General features: G+C 68.4%; 1 protein-coding gene. It reads right to left on the bottom strand.

Translation table 11 applies throughout. The features are described 5' to 3' along the window. The coding region (locus HNH97_RS16685; RefSeq protein ID WP_171791634.1) for a baseplate J/gp47 family protein at window positions 1-702 on the bottom strand (702 nt) is incomplete at both ends.

Genomic DNA, 702 nt, shown 5'->3' with positions numbered 1-702 from the left:
CTGTATCTGCGTCAGCGCATCTGACGGCACGGTCGCCGAACTGGCGAGCGACACGGCAATGAAGATCGGCGTGGGCGTCGCGTAATCGAACGACACGGCATAGGACGGCGCGGTGGTATAGGCCGCATTCGGGTCCGCAACCGTGACCGTGGTCCCCCCGGTATAGCCACAGCCCGGCGGCTTTTTCTGCAAAATCGCCAGCGCAATGGCCGACGCATCGCCCCCCACCACACTGGCATAGACGCTGTGCGCGGCAATCGCGACGCCGCCCGTGGTGACGGCGGAGGATGTGGGGTTGTCCGTCACATACGCATCCGTCACCCCCGCGACCGACAGGATGTTGGCCAGGATCGCGGCGTTGGACCCGATGGAGTTCCCCTCCACCGTGGCGGCGCGCCGTGCCTCGAACGCGGCGCGGCCTTCGACGTCCGTGCCCGTGATACCGGCCGCCGTGTTCGTGACCGACACCAGCCCCGCCACCGCCTGATAGACCGAGATCACACCCGCCGGGCACGACACCGGCCCCGTGGTGGTGCAGGCGAATTCCATCACCAGCGTGCCCGTCGCCGGGATCGTGCCGGCCGAGGTCGCGGCGTAATAATATCCCGCATCATCCTGCACCAGTGTCCCGGACGGTACGACCGTCCCGGCCGCACCCGCGCACACGCACGACACCACGGTCGCCGTCGCCGCCTTGCGGGA

The organism is Gluconacetobacter entanii, from assembly GCF_013155425.1.
GTDB lineage: Bacteria > Pseudomonadota > Alphaproteobacteria > Acetobacterales > Acetobacteraceae > Novacetimonas > Novacetimonas entanii.
The sequence above is the reverse complement of the archived record's forward strand: the minus strand, read 5'-3'. Positions and strand labels throughout refer to the sequence as shown.